Here is a 22,802-nt window from a genome sequence, read left to right as displayed (position 1 = left end):
TTTATTCTATCTTGATTTGACTATGTTAAAAAACTACTTAAAAATTGCCTGGAGAGTATTAAAGAAAAACAGACTGTATACTGGATTGAATGTCTTTGGTTTGACGCTGGGGATCAGTGGTTTTTTGATGATTACACTTTTTATCCAGGATGAATTAAGTTATGATCAATACCTTCCTGAATCGTCATCTGTCTATAGGGTGAATGCTCAATGGGGAGATTTTAAAACGGCAAGCTATGCAACTGCACCTCCCGCTTTGGGGCCAAGGATTGCTTCTGATATTCCAGAAGTACATGCGGTGACACGAATTCTAAAATGGAATGACTTTACCATACAGCCAGGATCCGGAGCCAACAAGGATCAGGTATTTCGTGAGGAGAACGTGTTTTATGCCGAGCCAAATTTCTTTCAGGTTTTTGATATGCCTTTGGCGGCAGGAAGTAAGGAAAAGGCATTATCCCAGCCTAATTATATTGTTATTACAGAAGCTTTCGCGAAGAAGTATTATGGAGATATTGCCCCTCAGGAAGTCCTTACAAAGGTATTGTTGATCGGAAGTAATGATCCTACACCTCGGGAAATAGCTGCCGTGATCCAGGATATACCTGCTCAATCCCATTTACATTTTGATATGTTGGTATACGAACCGGGAATGTATCAGGAGATTTTCTTAATGGACTCTTGGACCTGGCCAATCTTAAATACCTATCTGAAAATCGAAAATGGTAGTAGTGAAGCCGTAAAGTCGAAACTGGATCAGATTGTTTCGAATTACGCGATACCAGCTTTTGACAACGAGGGAGAGGGATCAGATTACAATCTTCAACTGATGCCCATTCAGGATATTCACTTAAAATCTCACTTATTGAGAGAGTTGGAAGCGAATGGCTATGAAAGCTATGTGTATATTTTTTCATTGGTAGCTGTTTTTGTACTGCTTTTGGCCTGCATTAATTTTATGAATTTGGCCACTGCCAAAGCGGGGCTTCGATCTATGGAAGTAGGGGTTAGGAAAGTAATGGGTTCGGCGAAATCACAATTGATTTATCAGTTTTTGACTGAAGCATTCATCTTGGTTCTGATTTCAGTGGTACTTTCACTAGTGGTGGTTCAGTTGTCAAATGGGCTGTTCAACCAACTTTCAGGTAAAAATCTTCAGTTTAATTTATTTACAAATCCGTGGATCCTGGCCATGATTCCATTGCTTTTGATTGGATTGACTTTGATCTCTGGAGCTTACCCAGCCTTTTACCTTTCTTCCTTCAAGCCTTTGTTGATCATTAAGAAGCAATTATCCTCAGGGAAGAGTGCCCATTCCTTCAGAAATGCCTTGGTGATTTTTCAATTCGCCACTTCCTTGACCCTGATTATTTGTACCCTTCTGGTACAGCGTCAGATGAGCTTTATTCAAAACTCCAATCCAGGTTTCGATAAAGAGCAACTGGTCATCATCCATAATGATGGGGAAATACGAAATGAACAACGTGAGGATTTCAAGGGGAGATTTGCCTCCAGTGGCCAAATCGAATCCATGAGCTTTTCAACAGGAATTCCGATGACTGGCCAATATCAAATGCGCTCTTTTAACTCCATCAATTCCAATGAAAATCAAGGAATGAATTGGTATGAAGCAGATGCAGAGTATCTAACTACCTATCATTTCGAATTATTGAAGGGTAGGAACTTTGCACAAACGGCTGGCGCTGATGCTGGAAAAATCATCATCAATGAAAAAGCTGCCGAATACCTGGGAATCTCCAATGATCCGATTGGACAGATTCTGGTGAAAAACGAAGGGGAAAATGATGAGGCTTCCTTAGAAGTGGTAGGATTGGTCAAGGATTTCAATTTTGAAACTTATAGAAATGAGATCAAACCCCTGGTAATAGAATACATGCATGACTATTACTTAAGAGATTACATTACTGTGAGAGTTCAAGGGAACCAAGTGGAATCAGTAATCAATGAATTACAGAAAGGCTGGGATGCTTATGAGCCACGAGTTCCTATGAATTACTCCTTTATGGATCAGGATTTTGCGAGAGTTTATCAGTCTGAAATGAAAATGGCAGATTTACTGAAAGTATTGACTTTCATGTCCATTTTGATTGCCTGTTTGGGACTGTTTGGGTTAACGGCCTATACCACTCATTTGAGAACCAAAGAAATTGGAATCCGAAAAGTTTTTGGTGCTTCCATGGCGGAAATCTTTGTCATGCTGTCTGCATCCTATCTTCGATTAGTTCTGATTTCTGTTGCATTGGCCATTCCGCTTGCTGTTTATTTCATGAATCAGTGGCTGGAGGAATTTGCCTACAAGACTGGGATCAGCATTTGGGTGATCACGCTGGCAGTTGGTGCTTGTTTATGTTTGGCAGCATTGACTATTTTCTTCCAGACTTACAAAAGTATTCAAGCAAACCCAGTGAAGAGTTTGAAAGACGAATAAGAAATAGGAAGTACGAAGTTGGAAATACGAAGTGGGAAGTACGAATGACGAAGTAAGAAGTACGAGAGAGGAAGTGGGAAAGTATGAAAAATGAAATGTAAAAAGAGCATTGGTGATTATCCAAAAAGCTTAAAAAATTAGAAATATATGTTTAAGAACTACCTAAAAATCGCTTACAGAAATCTTCTCAAAAAGAAGGTGTACTCTTTTATCAATATTCTCGGTTTGGGTATCGGAATGGCTTGCTGTGTGCTCATATTTATGTTTGTTCAGGATGAACTTTCCTATGATCAATTTAATGAGAAAGGGGACCGGATATATAGAGTGGTCCACGGATATTTTTCTGAGGATGAACAAGCTGAGAGTAATTCAAGGGAAAATTATTGGGTTTGGGGAAATGCACCCGTGGGGCCTGCTTTAGAACTAGATTTTCCAGAAATAGAAAAAGTGGTCAGATTTTCAGGTAAGGCAGATATTCTGTTTACCATTGGAGATCAGACACAACAAGAGGAAGGAATAGTTTTCATGGACTCTACGGTATTTGATGTGTTTTCTTGGGAACTAGTAGAGGGAGATCCTCAAAAAGCCTTGGTGGCACCCTATAGCATTGTGCTTTCAGAGTCCACTGCAAAGAAATATTTTGGAGACCAAGAAGCCTTGGGTAAAACGCTGAAAGGATCGGAAGTGGCAGGTAGAGCAAATCCCGGAGATTACACGGTCACTGGAGTCATGAAAGACTTACCTTCTAATTCCCACTTGAAATTTAATACCCTGCTTTCTTTAAGCACTTTTCATCAATCCCGACCAACTGTCTTTGATGCTTGGGGCTATGTGGATACCTATACTTATTTTCTAGTAAATGATCAATTTGACCAGCAGGCGTTTGAGGCCAAGCTTCCGGAATTTGTCGCTCGGAGGGCAAGTGAAGAAAATGGCCCCAATTATACCATAGGAATTGAGCCTTTGAAAGATGTGTACCTCAGATCAGAGGTACAGCGTCAACCAGGAGAAACAGCTTCCTTGGCGAATATTTATGTGTTTTCTGTAATTGGATTATTTATCCTGGGTATTGCCATCATCAATTTCATGAACCTTTCTACCGCCAGATCCATGGAGCGTGCCAAAGAGGTTGGGATCCGTAAATCCATCGGAGCAGATAAAAACAGTTTGATATTCCAATTTCTTGGGGAGTCTTTGGTGATTGTGATCTTGTCTGCTATCGTAGCAGTGATTTTCGTTTCCTTGGCCATGCCATTGATGAACCAGCTTACAGGAAAAGAACTGATGCTCAATAGCATATTGAATTGGCAGACCATTCCATTCTTTTTGGGCATTGTACTAGTGGTCGGGCTTCTTGCTGGTTCCTATCCGGCTTTGGTTTTATCTAGTTTCAGACCGGTTTCGATCCTGAAGGGCATCAATAAATCCGATGCCAAGGGAGCCAATTTGAGAAAGGGCCTGGTGGTTTTTCAGTTTAGCCTTTCTATTGCATTGATTGGCGGAACCATCATCGTCTACAATCAAATGAGTCATTTATTGGATAAGGATATGGGGTTTGATAAGGAGCAAATGTTAATTGTGGATTACAATTACGATGAGCAAGTAAACAACGTATCCTCTGCGTTGGAAAATGAATTGGAGAACAATCCAAACATTGCCTCAGTGGCTTTTTCCCGTAGCGTGCCTGGAAGTTATTTTCCAAACGCCGGGACGACAATTGAAAACCCGGAAGGAGAAATGGAGAGGCAAGGACAGGCAGTTTTTCAGGTTGGATTGGATTTTATCGATCATTTCGATCTGGAGTTGGTAGCTGGTAGATCCTACAGCAGAGATTATCCCTCAGATTCAACATCGGCTTTGGTAGTGAATGAAGCGGCAGCCAGGCAATATGGCTATTCCAATCCAGCAGATATTATTGGAAAAAAGTTTGATCAGTGGGGAAGAGCAGGTGAAGTCATCGGGGTCGTGAAAGATTTTAATTACATTTCCTTACATAATACCGTAGAACCTCTGACCTTGCCTTTTGAGGCATATGCCAGCCGCTATATGAGTCTCAAACTCAACACAGAAGATCTTCCAGTAACCTTGTCAGAAATTGAAAGTGTATGGAAGGAACTGGCTCCTCATCGTCCATTTATCTACAGTTTTTTGGATGAGGATTTCAACAGTCAGTATGAATCGGATTTCCGTTTCAGACAGATCTTTACCACTTTTTCAGTATTGGCAATTATGATTGCCTGTTTGGGATTGCTCGGATTGGCCACCTATACGGCGGAGCAACGGACCAAAGAAATCGGAATCCGAAAAGTATTGGGTGCAGATGTGGGAAGTATCGTGGGATTGCTTTCAAAAGATTTCATCAAGCTGGTGCTGATTGCCATTTTGGTTGCCACACCTTTAGCATGGTTTGCCATGAATAAATGGTTGGAAGGCTTTGCTTACAAAGTGCCTTTACATTGGTGGGTTTTCTTGGTTGCGGGGGTATTGGCCGTGATCGTGGCCTTAGTTACCATTAGCTTCCAAGCCATCAAAGCAGCGATGATGAACCCTGTGAATAGTTTGAAGAATGAGTGAGGAAAATACGAAGTATTAAGTAAAAAGTACAAAGTAAAAAGTATCAAGTATTTAGAACAAATGTAATAGTGATAAAGTAATCAACATTTGGTCTACAAAATTATTAAAACCAGGACCTGCTGTAAATAAAGAATTAGTAAGAATAAACAACCTAAAAATAAATGCGTCAATAATTACACACTTAAACCCCTTAAGCCATGAGCCATATCGCAATACCTATTCCGACATTTCCTGGAAAACAGGACATAGAAATCCAGGTCATCATCAACAATGAAGTAAAATCACTTCACTACAAAGTTGAATTGTTTTATTGGGATGACTGCGCCAATCCCCAAGGACATAGAGCAGATTGTATTTCAGACATGCTGGCAAACCATGACCCTAATTGGACCGTCTATTACATTGGAGCTCCCACAGACAAGTTTGTTCCCATCACTTTTGTCAACAAGGAAAGTAAAAAGTGGATGCAAGTGAGGTAAGGATTTGAAGAGGATCCTTTGTTTAAGAAAGAATCCTCTCGTTCCTTTGTTCTGTTCCCTTTCGAGTAGAATGAACTGCAACTTATGCATACCCTAGAACCTCATTACAATTGGAGGAATATATACATCGCCGCTGAAGATCAGAGATCTCCATTTTTTGGCTATGAAAACAGTGAGGTTTACTTCACGGATCAAATATATAATTACCTCATCCATCCTCAATGGGATAATTTTGGGAGTGAGACCCTTTATTTGAAGGTTCTTTTTGCTGATTATACACATGGATTTACGGTTATTGAATTTTTGGGAGAGTGGAATGATCTCTTAAACAATGATATCATGACCTTGAAAAGAGATGTGATTGAACTGATGATCAGTGAGGGGATCAATAAATTTATCCTCGTGGGTGAAAATGTCTTTAATTTTCATTCCGATTTGGATTCCGTAGATTATTATGAGGAATGGCAAGATGAACTGGAAGAAGGTTGGATTGCAGCCTTGAATTTACGGCCCCAAGTGATGGAAGAGATGAGCAGGTTTGGAATCGATCAATTCTTTGTCATGGGGGGTAAATTGGATGATGTCTCCTGGAGGACAAAGCACCCAAAACTACTTTTCAAGCAAATTAATGAATTGGTGCAAAAACGATTGGGGTGGTAACCGGGAACTACCGTAGAGCCAACTAAAATTTTTTTTTGAAATGAAATTGATGTGATTTTTTTGGTTCTCTGAACTCAGAAAATCATTTGATCTTTGCCCGAAATCGAACGAAATTGTCCGAGAAATTCTGGTAGTTCTATTGAAAATGTGCCCTAAAAGCCATTTTAAAGGGGTTTTTGCTGGCACAAAAGTAGAATGGATAGGGTCTTGTTAATTTAAACTACCATGAAAACCTCATTCTATTCCCTGTTTTATCTATCCTTCTGTCTGTTCTTTGCTTCAGTTCAGGAATTAATCGCCAGCTCCATTGCTGACCCTTATTTAACCAAAGAGTTTACCCTTAGTGGAAAGGGTGAATTAGAGGTGGAAACTTCTGGCGCCAGCGTGGCTGTAATGGGGTTGCCTGGAAATCAGGTAATTGTAGAAATGTATGTTAAAAGAAATGGGAGAGAGTATGGTTCCAAAGATCCTGAAATTGAAGAATTGCTAGAAAATTATCAATTGGATATATCAAAGAGTGGCAATACGATTTCCCTTAAAGTAAAGAAAAAGAACAATTCAGGCTGGAATAATCGAAACAATCTAAACCTTTCCTTCAAGGTACAGGTGCCTACCGAGATGTCCTCTTACTTTCAATCAAGTGGAGGATCTATTTCATTAGAAAATGTTTCCGGAGAACATAAGATAGCGACCAGTGGAGGTAGTATTCGTATTGCAGATGCAAGTGGTAAAGTCACTTCCCAAAGTTCTGGAGGATCCTTTTCATTAACTGGATTTGATGGTATGGTGGATGTTCAAACCAGCGGGGGATCCGTAAAAATCAATGGTCTGGAAGGAGATCTTGAAATCAATACTTCTGGAGGTAGTGTGACCTTGGAAGATATTTCGGGGAGCATAGATGCGAATACCAGTGGTGGATCGATCCGTGCAAAATTGCTTGGTGTGGATGAAGATCTATCTTTTCAAACTTCAGGTGGAAGCATCACTGCCATGGTACCAGCTGGATTGGGGTTGAATTTGGATTTGCGAGGTGGAAGAGTCAATTCAAGATTTTCCAATTTTGATGGAGAAGTGAAAAAAGACCTGATTGTTGGAAAAATGAATGGAGGAGGACCACTGCTTTCCATGAGAAGTTCCGGTGGTAGTATCAATTTGGAGTTTATCGATTGATCTTTTCATACCTCTCATTGAATGATTTTGGAAAGTTGTGAATAAAATAACCAACCTGTTATGTGGAAAAACTACTTAAAAATAGCCTGGAGAAATATTACCAGAAGTAAAGGGTATACCTTCATTAATATTGGAGGTCTAGGCATTGGAATGGCAGCATCCATATTGATCCTGATTTGGGTCCAGTTTGAATTGTCAGTGGATAATTTCTATCAAAATTCTGATAGAATTTACGCAGTCATGAGAAATGACAACAATCAAGGAGAAATTTTTACCTGGGATTACACTCCGGCTCCTTATGCACCCACCATGAAGGAGCAGTTTCCTGAAGTAGCAGCTACCAGTAGGTTGACGGAATGGGATCCAATGTTGATCAGTGTAGGAGCTACCAGCATGTATCAAAAAACCACCTTTGTTGATCCAGATTTTTTCGAGATTTTTTCATTTAAGGTATTGCAAGGGGATATTTCCGATGCAATGTCTGATCCGAATGCCATTGTATTGACAGCAACCCTGGCCAAAAATCTTTTTAATGATGAGGAGGCCATTGGAAAAACGGTGACTTTAGAAAAACAACTTGATTTAGAGGTCAAGGCAATCATTCAAGATCTTCCTCAAAACACTGATTTTGATTACACAGCATTTCTTCCTTTTCAAAAATTGGAGCAATTGGGATGGGTGGATGAAAATTGGAACAATAACTCCTATTTGACATTTGCGATGTTGAATGAAGGGACGGATTTGGAATTTTTCAATCAGAAATTTAAAGGCTTTACCTCTGAAAATTCTGGAAGTGAAAGAATCAGTGACTTCCTTTTTCCCATGAGGGACCGGCATTTAAGGTCCAAGTTTGAAAATGGAGTATCCGTTGGAGGAAGAATTGATTTGATCAAGATGTTCGGAATCGTGGCGATCATTGTATTATTGATAGCCTGTATCAATTTTGTCAATTTGAGTACCGCCCAAAGTGAGAGACGGGCCAAAGAAGTGGGAGTGAGGAAGATCTCAGGAGCAGGAAGAGGAATGTTGATTCGACAATTTTTGGTAGAATCCATCATGATCGCATTTTTTGCATTTATTCTTGCGACTTTAATCGTATCCCTTTCCTTTCCATGGTTTCAGGAATTGATCGGTAAAGAATTGGAAAGCCCCTTTACTCAGACTTTTTCTGGCTGACTTCTGGAATATATGTGGTGATTACCGGGGTGTTGGCAGGAAGTTATCCGGCATTTTTGCTCAGTTCATTCAGACCTGCCATCGTCTTGAAATCTAAGCTTCAATCCAGACACTACTGGGTAAATCCACGAGAGGTGTTGGTAGTGTTCCAGTTTGCCATTGTGGGAATATTGATTTCTTCAGCTTGGATAATTCGAGACCAAATGGTCTATGTTCAGAACAGGGATTTGGGACTTAACAAGGAAAACTTGTTATTCCATCCCTTGACCGAATCCATCAGAAAAAATAAAGTCGCATTTAAGAATGAACTTCTGCAAATGAATGAAGTGGAATCAGTCAGTTATACCTTTTCACCATTAACAGAAATTTACAGCGACACCGATGCCATGGAATGGCAAGGTAAGCCAGAGGAGTTCAGACCAAATATCAGTCGAATGGGCTCAGATGCCAATTTGGTAAAGACGGCTGGAATGGAATTGATTGCAGGCCGTGATATTGACGTGTATTCATACCCCAGTGATAGTTTGGCTGCTGTCATTAATGAAACAGCTGCGAAAACGATGGGCTTTGAGGATCCTATTGGTCAGGTAATCAAAGATGACTCCTATGAATTCACCGTCGTTGGAGTAGTGAAGGATTTTATTATGGAATCACCTTTTGACCAGGTGAACCCCATCGTGATCATGGGTCCAAAAAGAAACCTGAATTTTATCCATGTTCGATTAAAAGACAACCTAGAATATGCAGGGGCGATGAATAAACTACAAGCCCTTTTTTCCAAATTCAATCCTGGTTCTCCTTTTGAATACCAGTTTGTGGACGAGGCACACGAACGGAAATTTGTTTCTCAAAAGAGAACCGCGAAACTTACTGGAGTTTTTACTGGACTTGCCATTATCATTTCCTGTATGGGGTTGTTCGGACTTGCCACATTCATGGCCGAACAAAGAAGCAAGGAAATATCTGTCCGTAAAGTATTAGGCGCTTCGGTTGCTGGTATAGTCCGGTTGATTTCTTCTGAATTCACGAAATTGGTGTTGATCGCCGTTGTAATCGGGATCCCTGTAACTTGGTATTTTATGGATACTTGGTTGGAGTCTTTTGCTTACCGTATTTCAATTGATTGGAAAGTTTTCCTTTGGACCACTTTGGCAGCCTTGATCATAGCCTTCTTGACGGTGAGCTCCCAAGCCATCAAAGCAGCGTTGATCAACCCTGCTAAAACATTGAAAAGCGAATAAACTTTACCATACACAGTTAATTATAAAAACAGAGTCCGGGCATCTGCCCGGACTCTGTTTTGCTTAAGTCCCTTTTGTTTTCACCTAGAAAGAGTTTGTCTTAATCTGCGGGTAAGATATTTTGATTCACCCTGAAAAAGTTATTCGGGTCGTAAGCCTTTTTGATTTTGGTCAAGCGCTCGTAATTTTTCTTGTAGCTCGCTTTTATCCGTTCCTGACCTTCATCTTGGATAAAATTCAGATAGGCTCCACCTGAGGAATAGGGGTGAAGTGCTTCCCAATACTCTTTGCACCATTGGGTGATTTTTGCTGCATTGGCAGGATCAGGATCCACCCCTACATACACCCCGGCGTATTTGGCATCTCTATGTCCCCAGGGAGTCTCTTCTTCACCCACTCGGCTGGCAGCCCCACTGATAGGATATAAGTGCATTTGTGAAAGCGGAGTAGGGATCTTGGATCCGAATTCCAAGTGTTTGGCCCTTACCTCTGCACCCAATTCCTTGAAATAATCTCCTCTCCAATACCATTGTAAACCTGGTGGAAGCATTCCATCAAACATGGTCTGAATAGAAGGATAAGGCATTTCACCCACATGATGGAAAATTGGTTCTTTTCCAAAATAGGTTTGAACACTTCTTCTTGCTTGGCTGGATCACCCAAATACGACCACACGATTCCACAGAACTTTTTATGATGTAAAGCCTCTGGAAAAGGAGGTCCAGGAATCACCATGGTTGCAATAAATCCATTTAAATCCTCAGATGAATTATTTAGGAACCCATGATACCATTCCATGATTTCATCAATTTGTTCTATTGGCCACAGCGTAGGGCCACCAATAATAGTCTTTACGGGATGTGCCTGGAATTTGAAAGAAGTGACAATTCCAAAATTACCTCCTCCTCCTCGGATTGCCCAAAAAAGATCCTGATTCTGGTTTTTATTCACCGTTACAAACGAGCCATCAGCTAGCACCATATCGGCTTCCAACAAATTATCTATGGTCAGACCATATTTTCGAGAGAGGTAACCTACCCCTCCACCCAACGTCAACCCACCTACCCCTGTAGTGGAGATAATCCCGGCAGGGACTGCTAATCCAAATGGATGTGTGGCATGATCTACTTCACCCCATAAGTTTCCTCCTCCCACTCTCACGGTGCTGTTTTGAACATTTACCTGGACGAATTTAAGACCTGATAGATCGATGACCATTCCCTCTTCACATAGCCCTAAGCCCCCTCCATTATGGCACCCCCTCGTACTGCAACTAGGAGTTTGTTTTCTCTCCCGAAATTAACAGCATAGATGACATCGGCTACATCTGCGCACATCACAAACATCCCTGGATGTTTATTGATCATGGCATTGTAAACTTTTCGGGTTTCATTATATGCTGGATCCTCTGAAAAAATGACCTTGCCTCTAATCTGAGTAACAAATGCTTCAATCACTGATTGCTCTAATTCTTTCACTTTCGTTGTCATGATTACTAGTTTAAATTAATGATGAGAAAAATGATTCTATAAAAATTAAATGGTGGTTTGCCTCTTTTTAGCTACTGACAGTTTCAGCTTTTGGATAGGCATGTTTTTGCATGTTTTCGATGACAAAATCCAATGCTGAATTCCAGGCATTGATGGTTTTTGTAGTTTTGTTATCTCCGAGGATTTCTTCAATAGTTTCCATCATAGCCTGTTTAACTACTGGGTAGTATTCGACTTTGACCCCATAGCTTACATGGTTTCTGCCTAATGTTTTTAATCCATTTTGGAGTTGCTCAGGTCTAGATAAAGAATGGATGATTCCTCCCAACATGTGCGTAAGTAATCTCCCCTGTTCTGTCATATTACTCCTAAACAACTCCCTGACCTCTGGGGCCATATCAAAGACTTTTTGGTAAAAAATTTCAGCAAATCGATCCTCGTCTTCTAATAGAAAATTCATGGAGCATTGTAATTCGAGTTGAAGATTCAGTTCTTTGAACCCCAATAATTCAAGGATTTTAATAGGGTCATCTTTTCCCCGGACTTTGTTATTGAATTCCTGGCCGATGATCAAGGAGCCACTTTCAATATTTTGGAATACCGAATCTGAAATGAGGATTTTTGTGCCAGTGGATTTAGTTTCATTCTGAATTCTGCTGGCAACATTCACAGGGTCTCCAATCACAGAAAATTGTTTGAAGGTGGGGTGACCTAAAAGGCCGATATAGGAGGTTCCAAAATTGATCCCAATTCCCGATTTTAATTTGATTCCAAAATCTTTGAGTTCTGTTCTATTGAGAGATTCCAATGCATACTGCATTCCAAGTGCTGCACGGATAGCATCTTCGCAATTTTTTTGTGCGGTACCTCCATTAGTACCAAAAACTCCCACAATTTCATCTCCCACATATTGATAAATAATCCCATTATTCATTAAGATAGGTTCACCTAATGCCGTGTAGAATTTGTTCAGGAGGTAGGCGATGTCATAGTTTAGGTTTTCGGAAGATAGGTTGGTATAGTTTCTTAGGTCACAGAACAAAATTGCGATGGGCCGTTCTTCTGCTTTCCCTTGTGGTACCAATTCTTTTTGCAAATTATTCACCTCCCCACTGGACCAGATTAATCGTTGGACAATGACATCTCCTTTGGGTCTGGCTTGACAGGCAAGGCGGACCGTTGGATCCCATTTTCTGGAATGACCATTTATTTTCTCGGAATCTGTTTTGGGGCTAAGATTTTCCATCCCATGTAGCACCCTCACTCTGCAGGTGGTACAAATGCCATGTCCGCCACATTCATGCATATGGGGAATGCGGTTGGCGATAGATAGATCCAAAATGGTTTGAGACTGGCCCTCGAATTCCACCTGTCTATTGATAGAGGAGTAGGTAATTTTAAAAGACATGAACAAAGAATTAATTGGTTGAAAAATCACTCTAAAAACTTGATTCAAAGCTAGGAAGACAGGAGTCGGTTTTTACACCCATTCGTATGATTTCTAAAAATCATACTTCTATTAGAGGAAAACTCACACAATTGTGTGAGGTGAAAAAGTCATGGTTTAGGGTGTTGTCTCAAAATTTGAAAAGAACTACTTTGGAGTGTGGAAAATCCTAAGGAGTTGATTTCTCATACTTTATCAGTTTTATTGATGAATGTTTCTTTTTTCATAGGCCAAACATCCTGATATGGAGTTAAAGAGCGTGTTGATTTTTCTGTGTTACCTGACTTGTAGATTGACATTTGCACAATCAGATAATCTGGATAGCCTGAAATCAAGTGTTGAAAGCATACCAGATGATTCGTTGAAAACTGAAACCTATCTGAGGATCGCATACATTTTATATGCAGGTGATGAGTCTGAATTATATGCCCAAAAGGCGCTGGAGTTAGCGAAGAAATTGAATAGTCCGTACTTGATAGGTAAATCTTATCATCGATTGGCCTGGTGTCATGGATTGGATGAGATGGATAAAAAGACCGCTTATTTGGATAGTGCGGCTGCAACTTTTACCAGCATTGCTGACTATTATGGTTTGGGAAATGTCTTTGACACCAAAGGCACCATATTGATGGAATATGGATCCTTATCTGAGGCAAATGATTCCTATCAGCAGGCATATGATTACTATGCAAGAATCGGAAATGAGGAGCGGAAGGCAGGAGTTTTGAATAATTGGGCGATTGCGGAATATTCCAGGGGAAATGTCAATGAGGCAATACAAAAATTTAGGACTGCCCTGGCATTTAGAGTAGAGGAAAAACCTATTTCGCAAATTGATATAGCGAGGCTTTATCAAGGTTTGGGAGAATGTTACCGACTGCAAGGGGATCTGGAATTAGCCACTAGGAATTACCTCAAAGGTTATGAACACAGAAAAGCGGCTGGGAATATCGGTGTAGTTGAATCTATGCTCAGTATTGCTTCGATGATGTACGATGCGTCAGAACAAAACATAGATACCACTTCCATTCAGGAAATTATTAGGGAAAATGGCTTTGATAATTCCATGAGCCTTATCGAACAAGCTGAAAACACCCGAGGTGTATCAGATCGAATCGGGATACAAGAGTCCATCATGGATGTGAGAAGGCGAAGGTTTTTATTAAACAAGGATTTTGAAGCGGCATATGAATTACTATTGAGGCAAAAACAAATCCAGGAAGAGTATAAGCTTCGAGAAAGCAGTTTGGAGGCGATGGCTGATTTGAAAGTAAAATTCGAAAAAGATCAATTGACCATTCAACTGTTAAAGGAGGAAGTATTAAACCAAAAAAAGCAGGAACAAGTGACATTTTTAATCATTTCTTTAGCAGGCTTATTTCTGATTTCAATGATTGGATTCCTATACTATCAGAACCGGGTAAAATCTGCACAAATCGAACTCAAAGATGCTCATCGGGAACAGCAAATAGTATCCATGCGATCGATGTTGGAAGGGCAGGAAAAAGAGCGGTCCCGGATCGCTCGGGATTTACACGATGGATTAGGGAATCTACTATCAACCCTAAAAGTAAACATTGGGAGTCTTCAAATAAATTTTGATGATTCAAATGCAAAGAAAATCTACGGGTCAGCAAGTCAAATGATCGATGAAGCTTGTACTGAAGTAAGAAAAATCGCACATGAAATGATGCCCCAGGCCTTAAAGAAACTGGGACTTCGTAAAGCCATCGAGGATTTAGTTAAAAAGATGGATGCAACCCATCCTTTTGACGCGGAATTCCATGTGCATGGGGTAGAGCAAACCTTTGATGACAACACCAATGTTATGTTGTATCGAATTGTCCAGGAGGCTTTGAATAACATCGTCAAATATGCAAAAGCTTCTGAGGTTTCTGTTCAGATTACCTACTCAGATGAATGGTTTGACCTGACTATAGAAGACGATGGGGTAGGGTTTGATCCTGGTTCCATAGATTCAGAAAAAGGAATGGGGTTGAAAAGTATTGCCTTTCGAACCGAGTTTATAGGAGGGACTTATGATATAAACAGTAGGCCTGGAGTAGGAACTTTGGTGACCATTAATCTCCCTCTTCATCCAAAAACGGAAGCTTAGACCAGAAATTGAAATTCATATGGAAAAGATCAAAGTTCTATTAGCCGATGACCATCAAATCATGCTCGATGGTTTAAAGGCAATTTTTGCAAAGGATAAATCCATTGATGTGGTAGGAACCGCCGGAAATGGCTTAGAAGCCTTGGAATTTTTGAAAAATCAATCCATAGACGTACTGCTTCTGGATTTGCAAATGCCTGTCATGGACGGATTGGAAACTACCATGCATGTAAAGAAATCCCATCCTGAGGTGAAAGTAATCATGCTGACTACCAATGATGAAGGAAGCATCATTACCTCATTATTTAAAGTAGGTGCTACAGGCTATTTACTTAAAAATGCCTCCAAGGAATCCTTGATTCAAGGAATTAAAGATGCCTTTGAAGGGAAGAAAGTTCTCAGTTCCCATCTGACTGAGAAAATGATAGAAAGTCTCCATGAAAACCCCAAGCCCAGAGAAGGTGAAATCCCGAAAATCACCAAACGGGAGATAGAGGTGGTGAAGTTGATTGCCCAAGAATATACTACACAGGAAATTGCGGATGCATTGTTTGTCAGTACCAATACAGTAGCTACTCACAAACGTAATCTGTTCGTTAAAATGGATGTCAAAAACTCAGTGGGAATGATCAAGAAAGCAGTGGATTGGGGATTGATTTAGGTTTTATTGGAATTCCAGGTAGAAATCGAAGAAAGGAAGCATTTGGTTGGGGATTCTTCCATCTTTGGTATAGATCCCAGAGGTATGAGTACCAATATATTCTTCCGCAAAATGGGTGATTCCATCATTCTCAAGCCTTTGGCTAAACATTTTACATTGGATAGTAAATCGGTCTCCGGCATTCCTTCCCCAATCAAATTTGATAGCTTTTAACTGTTGTAAGTTATCCAGATTGTCTTCAATCATATGTACAGGCATATTGGCATGCCATTTTTTTAAAACTTCTTGATTGACTATTAATTCTTCACCCTCACTTCAAATGGAAGGTCACAATAGAATGGGGGATTGTTGGGGTTGGGTGACCAAGATTTGGCAAAGGCAATAATGACTTTTCCGAAGTAAGTTTTATTCAGGTCCTCGTAATTATCGATTCCCGAAAGTTCTTTATACGTATCACTATTAGGACCATACTCCCTTACAATGGCCAATGCTCCTGGGCTTAAACCATAAACTGAATTGAAAATATCGGGATGATGCATGGCGATTTTCAAGGCCCCATAAGCTCCCATACTATGCCCTGTAATTCCACGGCTCTCTTTTTTGGCAAGGGTTCTATAGTTTTCATCCATGTATTCCACAAGATCAAAAGCAGTGAAATCCTCCCAATTCCCATAGATCCCTGAATTGCTATAGAAACTCCCATCATACGTGGTTTGCTCGTCTGGAATCACCATGATAAAAGGCCTGATTTTATGGGTGTTGATCGAAAAATCAAGAATCTCTTTCATGTAAGAAAGCATTTGATTGTTTCCCATAAACCCGTGGAGAAAATAAATGACGGGATATCGTTGATTGGTATGTTCGTAATTGGGAGGGAGGTAAATGGATACCTTTCGAGTTGGGTTTTCTCCGAAATTGTTTTCCAGGTTTTCAGAATAAATAGAATCTACTAAAACGGTGCCTTGTGATTCTTGGGCAATTGCAGAAGCAACCCAGAACCAAAGGGTAAGAAAGAGGAGAATCTGTTTTCTTAAATGGGGTATATTGGGTCCAATTATTTTTTTTCAATATACTTTTCAATTATTGAAATCTCGAAAATTTGCGATCAAATTCAAAGACCTGATTAAAAGACTTTTGGACGCAATCATGTTTTTATAAAAGTGTCCGCCCATTGCGCACCAAATGTCCGAAATCCATATCGGGAATTTAATAATAAGCCTTTTGCAAGCTCAAAAAGCATGATTTTTTGGTTGGCACAGGAATTTGATTGAGAAAAATGAACTCAGCTCGATACCAAAGTCTTGTAACTTTTCCTAAGTCCATAACATCTAACAGAATATGTTCAAAAACTACCTCATCCTTGCCTGGAGAAATCTTAAAAGGAATAAATCCTTTAGCTTTCTCAATATACTGGGACTTGCAGTGAGCATGTCCGTTTGTCTCCTCATCATCATGATCCTCATGGATCAATACAGCTACGATACCTATCATAGTAAGAAGGATAGGGTTTATCGGGTTCATACCACTCGTTATCAGCAGAATAATGGTGAAACAGCCAGTTCGGCTTTGCCTTTGGCTGAGAAGCTGAAAAGTGACTATCCCAATATTGAAGAAGCAGCTGCGCTGAATAGTGAAATTGGGGGTGATATTATTTATGAAGAAAAATTTGCGACTGGGGGAGGGTATTTCGCTGATGGCAATCTTTTCAAAATCCTGGATTTTTCCTTTAAGGAAGGTGATCCAAACACTGCGTTAATCGAGCCTTTTTCGATGGTCATTTCTTCTGACATGGCAGAGATCCTATTCAAAGATGAATCAGCCTTGGGTAAAACAGTGGCATTTCATGACAAGGATATCAGAGCAATGGATCTTGAAGAGGGGAATACCGAAACTGACTTCGGTTATTTTACCATCACCGGGGTTTTAAATCCCAGCCCAGGCAAAACGCACCTTCCTTTTAAATTATTGGCTTCCCTCAGTACGATGAAATCGCTCCCTGAGGGATCAGTCATGGCTGCTCAGGATGACTGGGATAATGTCTGGTCAAATTATACCTACGTGCTTTTAAAAGAAGGAAAAGCCAAACAGGATTTACAGGCAAACCTGGATCATATCTCAGAGGAGATGTATGGCGATAAATATGATAACAAGCATTCATTTAAGGCCGTAGCTCTGGGAGAAATTACTCCTGTAGGGTTTATTGGCAATATGACTCATGTATCAGTTCCAAAAGTGGTTTTAGTGATTTTATCAATATTATGCTTGATCGTGATGTTTTCGGCCTGTTTAAATTACACCAATATGTCTGTAGCTCGGGCTTTGACGCGAGTAAAAGAAGTAGGGATCAGGAAGGTTTCGGGTGCGAATAAAAGACAGATTTTTGGACAGTTTATAACAGAAGCGGTGGTCATATCTCTCTGCTCCTTGTTCTTTGCATTTTTGATGCTTCAGGTTCTGGAAAATGGCGTGGATGGGCTGACATTTAACCAATACCTCAAAATTTCCTTAAAGCAGAGTTTTCTTGGCATGTTGATCTTTATAGGGTTCAGCATTTTGGTTGGGGTAGTTGCAGGTGTACTTCCAGCAACCTATGTGGCAAAATTGAATCCTGTCAATCTTTTTAATAAACTGAATGGCGTTCGGATTTTCAAAAGTATGGGATTGAGAAATGTTCTTCTTGTGGTCCAGTTTTCAATCTCTTTGATTTTTATTATTTCGGTGGTTTTGATTCAATCGCAGGCAAGGCACATTCTGAATTTTGATTATGGATTTGAAAAGGAAAATGTGGTCACCGTCAAGCTTTTCAATCATGAAAACTATCCAAGATTTGCACAGGCATTGAACGCTAATCCAGCCGTTTCTTCTGTAGGAGCATCCTCTTTGATTCCTGCAGGAGGTTGGAATTTTGGAACAGAAGTGATCAACCCGGATTATCCGCTGGACAGCTTGGAAACCAACTATTTTGATGTCAATAGCGGAATCGTAGAGGTCTTGGATTTAGAATTGGTAGCAGGTAAAAATCTACCACTAGAAGGAAGTGATAACCTCATTTTGATCAATGAATTCGCAGTAAAAAGTTTCAATCTTGGAAGTACTACCGAGGCTGTGGGGAAACAACTGGCGGTGGAGGATGGAGCTGCGTTTAAAAATGTACAGATTGCCGGCGTGGTTAAGGATTTTCAGTTCCTTTCACCAGATAGACCCATGCAAAGTCTGGTTTTACGAAATAGAAATGATGCTTTGGGGTTTGCTTTAGTGAAAGTCTCTGGAGTCAATCAAGCCCAAACCCTGGCTTCTCTCGAGGCTACCTGGAAAGAAGTGAACCCTGATTCCAAGTTCTCTTACAAATACCTGGATCAGGAGCTTTTGTTTATCCATCAGGTGTTGGGAGATGTGTTTGCTGTCATCGGACTTATTTCCTTCTTGGCAATTTTTGTCTCCTGCTTGGGATTGTTGGGTATGGCTACCTATACCGCTCAAACCCGGGTCAAGGAAATAGGAATCCGCAAAACCTTAGGGTCCAGTATTTCCCAGATTATCTTTTTGCTTTCCAAGGGCTTTTTGAAATTGCTTGGAATAGCGATCCTGTTGGCAGTTCCTGCTGCTTATTTCATCAATAATTTATGGTTGGAATTCTTCGCCTCCCGAGTCAGTATCGGGGTCGTACCTGTAGGAATAGGAGTAGGGGTAATCCTCTTGATCAGTATAGGAATCATATTTTCACAGGCCTATCGTGCTGCGGTGATTAATCCCATTGAAAGTCTAAAAAACGAATAGGTATGTAAAATGGTAGTTTGATCGTTTGAGATGTCTGAATTTATGATTTGGGTTTACCTACTATCCGTTAACTTATTCATTTGACTGATAGGGGCAGATAGTCCGTAGGCGAACAAATTTGTCCGAAAAATTTGAATCAAAAGCCATATAAACCTCCAAAACACTCCGTTTTGGAGGTTTTTTGATGGCATAAATGTGGAATTGATTGCAGCATTGTATAATAGAATAGCCCGGGAATATAGTATTCTATTGAAACAGATCTGCTGCATGATAAAAAATTACCTAAAAATAGCTTGGAGGAATTTGGTTCGTCAGAAATCATTTTCACTCATTAATGTACTGGGATTGTCCTTAGGTTTGGCCTGCTGCCTAATTCTTTTATCCTATGTCAAACAGGAAAAAACGTATGATACGTTTCATCCAGATTCTGACCGAGTTTTTAGAGTAGTGCAAGAGGTTCAATCAAAGAATTCATGGGCTTGGGCAGGAGGTGCTGTTGCACCTATGCTAAGAAAGGAATTTGAGGGACAGCTGGATGAGGTGGTTAGCTTAACCCAGATCAGTACCTATTTATATGCTCCTGAAGGTATAAGTCCTGAAGAGCGATTTAGAGAGGATCGCTTTATTTTTTCGGATGAGGGATTTGAAGAAATTTTTGGTTTTGAATTGATAAAAGGGAGTTGGGATGGTGTTTTAGAAAACACTTACCAAGTAGTAATCACAGAAAAAGCTGCCCAGAAATATTTTGGAAATCAGGACCCAATTGACCAGGTTTTGATTTCTACAGGAGATTTTGCTTTTCAAGTGAAAGGAGTGTTGAAGGAGTTGCCGGAGAACACACATATGGCATTTGATTTTATTTCTGGTATGAACACTTTCAAAGCGTTCAATGAATTTCCAATCACTTCAGATTTTGGTAGTTTCTGGTGGCCTCAGACCTATACCTATGTAAAAGTCAATGAACAGCAAGATCCATATAAGATAAGCGAGGCCATTCCAGAAATCAATGGTAATTATAGGAATCCAGAAGAGGCAAAATCCTATGTACATTTTTTACAACCGATTACAGATATCCATACCAATTCAGGTTTTCAAGGAGAATGGACTCCTCCAATTTCTGCAAAGACCCTTTGGATTTTCCTTTCAATAGGGGTTTTTGTATTGGTATTGGCCTGTATCAACTTTATTAATCTGGCAACCGCCAGAGCCATAAAGAGGATGAAAGAAATAGGGATTAGAAAAGTCAATGGAGCTCAAAGAGGTCAATTGATTGCCCAATTTTTAGCGGAGTCATTTTTGATCAACGCGCTGTCCATTGTCATTGGACTGATGATCGTCTTTTTGGTAGCTCCATTAGTTGAAACTAGTTTGAATCTTAGAATTCCAATTGACTTGGTAAATGATACTCAATTACAATTATTAATAGTAAGCGTTTGGGTACTTTCGTCACTCCTGGCGGGAATTTTTCCTGCATTTTACCTTTCTGGATTAAAACCAGAAATGATCTTAAAGCAATCTCCTTTGAGTAAGAGCAAATCCCTGCTTCGAAAAGGATTGGTAGTCTTCCAGTTTGTGCTATCAACATTGTTAGTCTTCTGTGCTTCTGTAGCCTATTTTCAACATCAATACCTATCAGATGCCTCCATGGGCTTTGATTCGAATGGATTGATTTCTGTCAAAATGGGTGAACTCGCAAAAGAGAAAGGAGATGTTCTAAAACAAGAATTGGCAAAAATTCCAGGGGTAAGTTCTGTTAAATTCACCAGTGATCGACCTGGAATTGACACAGGTTGGAACCCCACTGCGGATTATCCGGGCATCAAGGAAGGTGATACTAAAAATATCAATGTACAATATGTAGATGCAGGATATTTTGAAAGTTTAGGTATCCCTATGGTAACGGGAAGGGAATTTATAGAAGATGGAGCAGATAAGGGGATTTACAGTTTAATGAGAGATCGTTTCCCTCAGCTCGACCAAGTAGCCATGATTGTCAATGAAGCTGCATTGGAATGGTTGGGAAAAGATGCGAATACCGCCATACAATCTGAATTGAGAGTATTTACCGAGGAAAATGGCGAGTTGTTTTCAAACTTCAAGGGAACTGTTGTAGGGGTGGTTCAAGATTACCATACCCGGGATATGCGTTTTTCCATTACTCCCACCATTTACCTTCCCGCTAAAAATGCTGCTTTTGATGGTACTTCTTATACCTTGATCAAGTCGGAGGAGGGGATCAGTCCTGAGCTGTTAACTGAGATGCAAGCTACCTGGAAAGAAATAAATGATGGCTTGCCTTTTGATTATAAGTTTTTGGACGATGACATTGCTCAGCAATATGAGCAACAAGCTAAAACGAGTACCCTGCTAGGTTCTTTTGCTTTTCTCACCTTGCTCATTTCCTGTTTGGGGCTATTTGGCCTATCCATTTTTACCGCAGAATCTCGCAAGAAAGAAATAGGAATACGACGCGTGCTAGGGGCTTCTTCCCTGAGTATTGTCAATAAGTTGACCTCTGAATTCTTGATTTTGGTGGGTATTTCACTTTTGGTTGCCCTTCCTTCAGGATATTTTCTGATGAAAGAATGGCTTACACAATTTGCATTCAAAGTACCTATTTCGGTATGGTTCTTCATCGGTTCAGCTAGTATTTCCATCCTATTGGCTTACACGACTGTTTCTTTCCAATCCTTTAGAACGGCCCATGCCAATCCGGTAGAATCCATCAAAAATGAATAATGAACCCTAATAAGATAAAACTAAGCCCATCTAAATTTACATATCAATGATCAAGAACTATTTCAAAATCGCCATTCGTAATTTGTCTAAAAACAAGTTGCATACAGGGATCAATTTAATTGGTCTTTCTCTTGGTTTGGGAGTGAGTATTTTGATTTTCTTTTTCGTTCAGTTCGAGATGAATTTCGATACATTTCATTCCAACGCTGAAAATACATTTAGAATAAAAAGATTTGAAATGTTTGAAGGGGAGTTGAGAAGTTCTTTTTCCACCCCCATTGTTTCAGCTCCTGCATTGCAAGAGGAATTCCCTCAAATACAAAATGTGACACGGATGATTAGTGGGGTGGCCCAGGCCTTTTTGGATGAAACCAATACCCAAAGTCAGGAATTTTTGATGGTAAGTCCTGATTTCCTTAAAATTTTTGATTTCAATTTACTCCAAGGAGATCCTTCTAATGTGTTGGGAGATAAATATGGAATCGTCATCACGGAAGAAACTGCTGGAAGATATTTTGGAGAAACGAACCCAATTGGTAAAAGTATTCGAATCCGATTGGGAGAATCTTATGAGGAATATCAAGTGGCTGGAATCCTAGAGGATATCCCGGATAACTCAAGTATCAAATTTGACATGCTCCTAAATGACGAGAATCTTGATTTCATGGTGGAGGAGAGAAGTAGAAACTCTTGGTATAATGTATTTGGAGAAACTTATGTGACCCTTTCCAGTGCCAAGCAAGAGCAGGATGTGGAAGCGGGAATGGAAGGCATGATGAAAAAGTATTAGGAGAGGATTATGTTGAAGGGGATTACTTCTTTA

Annotated in this window: 18 protein-coding genes; 12 read left to right on the top strand and 6 right to left on the bottom strand. The window is 40.1% G+C overall.

Annotated features, from left to right (window positions below):
- Positions 1 to 22: 22 nt before the first annotated feature.
- From V8V91_RS06330 to V8V91_RS06300, 7 genes are all read left to right on the top strand, one after another.
- Positions 23 to 2,449, top strand: coding sequence for an ABC transporter permease (locus V8V91_RS06330; protein ID WP_373399343.1), 2,427 nt, complete (start codon positions 23 to 25; stop codon positions 2,447 to 2,449).
- Positions 2,450 to 2,596: 147 nt separating this feature from the next.
- On the top strand, positions 2,597 to 5,023 hold the full coding sequence (locus tag V8V91_RS06325) for an ABC transporter permease (RefSeq protein WP_373399342.1): 2,427 nt from the start codon (positions 2,597 to 2,599) through the stop codon (positions 5,021 to 5,023).
- A gap of 197 nt (positions 5,024 to 5,220) precedes the next feature.
- Positions 5,221 to 5,502, top strand: a complete 282-nt coding sequence (locus tag V8V91_RS06320; protein ID WP_205643606.1) for a hypothetical protein — start codon at positions 5,221 to 5,223, stop codon at positions 5,500 to 5,502.
- 84 nt (positions 5,503 to 5,586) lie between these two features.
- A complete protein-coding gene (locus V8V91_RS06315) occupies positions 5,587 to 6,162 on the top strand; it encodes a hypothetical protein (RefSeq protein ID WP_373399341.1) in 576 nt (191 codons plus the stop codon).
- Between the two features lie 225 nt (positions 6,163 to 6,387).
- On the top strand, positions 6,388 to 7,332 hold the full coding sequence (locus V8V91_RS06310) for a DUF4097 domain-containing protein (protein WP_373399340.1): 945 nt from the start codon (positions 6,388 to 6,390) through the stop codon (positions 7,330 to 7,332).
- Positions 7,333 to 7,392: 60 nt separating this feature from the next.
- A complete protein-coding gene (locus V8V91_RS06305) occupies positions 7,393 to 8,508 on the top strand; it encodes an ABC transporter permease (protein WP_373399339.1) in 1,116 nt (371 codons plus the stop codon).
- Between the two features lie 17 nt (positions 8,509 to 8,525).
- The gene (locus tag V8V91_RS06300) at positions 8,526 to 9,749 is read left to right on the top strand and encodes an ABC transporter permease (RefSeq protein ID WP_373399338.1); all 1,224 of its coding nucleotides are present in this window, start codon (positions 8,526 to 8,528) and stop codon (positions 9,747 to 9,749) included.
- A gap of 100 nt (positions 9,750 to 9,849) precedes the next feature.
- On the opposite strand, the gene V8V91_RS06295 is transcribed toward V8V91_RS06300, so the two are convergent.
- The 4 genes from V8V91_RS06295 to V8V91_RS06280 all read right to left on the bottom strand — a co-directional run bounded on the left by V8V91_RS06295 (position 9,850) and on the right by V8V91_RS06280 (position 12,647).
- On the bottom strand, positions 9,850 to 10,248 hold the full coding sequence (locus tag V8V91_RS06295) for a BBE domain-containing protein (RefSeq protein WP_373399337.1): 399 nt from the start codon (positions 10,246 to 10,248) through the stop codon (positions 9,850 to 9,852).
- A complete protein-coding gene (locus tag V8V91_RS06290) occupies positions 10,233 to 10,967 on the bottom strand; it encodes an FAD-binding oxidoreductase (RefSeq protein WP_373399336.1) in 735 nt (244 codons plus the stop codon). Before V8V91_RS06290 ends, V8V91_RS06295 begins: the two co-directional genes overlap by 16 nt.
- A gap of 17 nt (positions 10,968 to 10,984) precedes the next feature.
- Positions 10,985 to 11,239, bottom strand: a complete 255-nt coding sequence (locus V8V91_RS06285; RefSeq protein ID WP_373399335.1) for a hypothetical protein — start codon at positions 11,237 to 11,239, stop codon at positions 10,985 to 10,987.
- 67 nt (positions 11,240 to 11,306) lie between these two features.
- Positions 11,307 to 12,647, bottom strand: a complete 1,341-nt coding sequence (locus V8V91_RS06280) for an adenylate/guanylate cyclase domain-containing protein (protein ID WP_373399334.1) — start codon at positions 12,645 to 12,647, stop codon at positions 11,307 to 11,309.
- A 283-nt stretch (positions 12,648 to 12,930) separates the two neighbouring features.
- Between V8V91_RS06280 and V8V91_RS06275 the strand changes: the two genes are divergently transcribed.
- Positions 12,931 to 14,802 carry an ATP-binding protein gene (locus V8V91_RS06275; protein ID WP_373399333.1) on the top strand — a complete coding sequence of 624 codons (1,872 nt, stop codon included), beginning with the start codon at positions 12,931 to 12,933 and terminating at the stop codon, positions 14,800 to 14,802.
- 19 nt (positions 14,803 to 14,821) lie between these two features.
- Entirely contained in the window at positions 14,822 to 15,463 is a 642-nt protein-coding gene (locus tag V8V91_RS06270; RefSeq protein WP_373399332.1) for a response regulator, read from the top strand.
- Positions 15,464 to 15,466: 3 nt separating this feature from the next.
- Here V8V91_RS06270 and V8V91_RS06265 read toward each other — a convergent pair whose 3' ends face one another.
- Together V8V91_RS06265 and V8V91_RS06260 are read right to left on the bottom strand one after the other, a co-directional pair.
- Complete coding sequence (locus V8V91_RS06265) at positions 15,467 to 15,721, bottom strand: hypothetical protein (RefSeq protein WP_373399331.1); 255 nt, start codon at positions 15,719 to 15,721, stop codon at positions 15,467 to 15,469.
- Positions 15,722 to 15,759: 38 nt separating this feature from the next.
- Entirely contained in the window at positions 15,760 to 16,347 is a 588-nt protein-coding gene (locus V8V91_RS06260; RefSeq protein ID WP_373400632.1) for an alpha/beta hydrolase, read from the bottom strand.
- A 454-nt stretch (positions 16,348 to 16,801) separates the two neighbouring features.
- Here V8V91_RS06260 and V8V91_RS06255 point away from each other — a divergent pair, with 454 nt between their 5' ends.
- From V8V91_RS06255 to V8V91_RS06245, 3 genes are all read left to right on the top strand, one after another.
- Positions 16,802 to 19,240, top strand: coding sequence for an ABC transporter permease (locus V8V91_RS06255; RefSeq protein WP_373399330.1), 2,439 nt, complete (start codon positions 16,802 to 16,804; stop codon positions 19,238 to 19,240).
- A 195-nt stretch (positions 19,241 to 19,435) separates the two neighbouring features.
- Positions 19,436 to 21,979, top strand: a complete 2,544-nt coding sequence (locus V8V91_RS06250) for an ABC transporter permease (RefSeq protein WP_373399329.1) — start codon at positions 19,436 to 19,438, stop codon at positions 21,977 to 21,979.
- Positions 21,980 to 22,025: 46 nt separating this feature from the next.
- Positions 22,026 to 22,769: an ABC transporter permease gene (locus tag V8V91_RS06245; protein ID WP_373399328.1), complete on the top strand. Its 744-nt coding sequence runs from the start codon at positions 22,026 to 22,028 to the stop codon at positions 22,767 to 22,769.
- The last annotated feature ends 33 nt before the right edge of the window (positions 22,770 to 22,802 follow it).

Origin of the sequence: Algoriphagus halophilus, from assembly GCF_041729275.1 — a bacterium.
GTDB lineage: Bacteria > Bacteroidota > Bacteroidia > Cytophagales > Cyclobacteriaceae > Algoriphagus > Algoriphagus halophilus_A.
The sequence above is the reverse complement of the archived record's forward strand: the minus strand, read 5'-3'. Positions and strand labels throughout refer to the sequence as shown.

Excerpts from the sequence above, each read along its gene's own strand:
- V8V91_RS06330 (WP_373399343.1), top strand. The coding sequence starts at position 23 with ATGTTAAAAAACTACTTAAAAATTGCCTGGAGAGTATTAAAGAAAAAC.
- V8V91_RS06325 (WP_373399342.1), top strand. The coding sequence starts at position 2,597 with ATGTTTAAGAACTACCTAAAAATCGCTTACAGAAATCTTCTCAAAAAG.
- V8V91_RS06320 (WP_205643606.1), top strand. The coding sequence starts at position 5,221 with ATGAGCCATATCGCAATACCTATTCCGACATTTCCTGGAAAACAGGAC.
- V8V91_RS06315 (WP_373399341.1), top strand. The coding sequence starts at position 5,587 with ATGCATACCCTAGAACCTCATTACAATTGGAGGAATATATACATCGCC.
- V8V91_RS06310 (WP_373399340.1), top strand. The coding sequence starts at position 6,388 with ATGAAAACCTCATTCTATTCCCTGTTTTATCTATCCTTCTGTCTGTTC.
- V8V91_RS06305 (WP_373399339.1), top strand. The coding sequence starts at position 7,393 with ATGTGGAAAAACTACTTAAAAATAGCCTGGAGAAATATTACCAGAAGT.
- V8V91_RS06290 (WP_373399336.1), bottom strand. The coding sequence starts at position 10,967 with ATGGTCATCGATCTATCAGGTCTTAAATTCGTCCAGGTAAATGTTCAA.
- V8V91_RS06285 (WP_373399335.1), bottom strand. The coding sequence starts at position 11,239 with ATGACAACGAAAGTGAAAGAATTAGAGCAATCAGTGATTGAAGCATTT.
- V8V91_RS06280 (WP_373399334.1), bottom strand. The coding sequence starts at position 12,647 with ATGTCTTTTAAAATTACCTACTCCTCTATCAATAGACAGGTGGAATTC.
- V8V91_RS06275 (WP_373399333.1), top strand. The coding sequence starts at position 12,931 with ATGGAGTTAAAGAGCGTGTTGATTTTTCTGTGTTACCTGACTTGTAGA.
- V8V91_RS06270 (WP_373399332.1), top strand. The coding sequence starts at position 14,822 with ATGGAAAAGATCAAAGTTCTATTAGCCGATGACCATCAAATCATGCTC.
- V8V91_RS06265 (WP_373399331.1), bottom strand. The coding sequence starts at position 15,721 with ATGCCTGTACATATGATTGAAGACAATCTGGATAACTTACAACAGTTA.
- V8V91_RS06255 (WP_373399330.1), top strand. The coding sequence starts at position 16,802 with ATGTTCAAAAACTACCTCATCCTTGCCTGGAGAAATCTTAAAAGGAAT.
- V8V91_RS06245 (WP_373399328.1), top strand. The coding sequence starts at position 22,026 with ATGATCAAGAACTATTTCAAAATCGCCATTCGTAATTTGTCTAAAAAC.